Here is a 341-nt window from a genome sequence, read left to right as displayed (position 1 = left end):
AAAGAAGTTTAATCGCTAAACTCAATTAATCGTATTTCCGTTAGGAAATAAGGTTAAGTTAACAAGGGCGCATGGTGAATGCCTTGGCACTAGGAGCCGATGAAGGACGGGACTAACACCGATATGCTTCGGGGAGCTGTACGTAAGCTATGATCCGGAGATTTCCGAATGGGGCAACCCAGCAGTTTTAATCAACTGTTATCACTAGATGAATTCATAATCTAGTTGAAGGTAAACGCTGTGAACTGAAACATCTCATTAGCAGCAGGAAAATAAAGAAATTTCGATTCCCTAAGTAGCGGCGAGCGAACGGGGAACAGCCCAAACCAGAGTGCTTGCAC

The 341-nt window shown here is 44.0% G+C and carries 1 rRNA gene; it reads left to right on the top strand.

What is annotated here, in order from left to right:
• Positions 1-51: 51 nt before the first annotated feature.
• A 23S ribosomal RNA gene (locus tag IV64_RS11280) occupies positions 52-341 on the top strand; the annotation flags it as partial.

It is taken from the genome of Lactiplantibacillus xiangfangensis, from assembly GCF_001438845.1.
Taxonomy (GTDB): Bacteria; Bacillota; Bacilli; order Lactobacillales; family Lactobacillaceae; genus Lactiplantibacillus; species Lactiplantibacillus xiangfangensis.
This window is presented reverse-complemented; position numbering and strand designations above follow the sequence as displayed.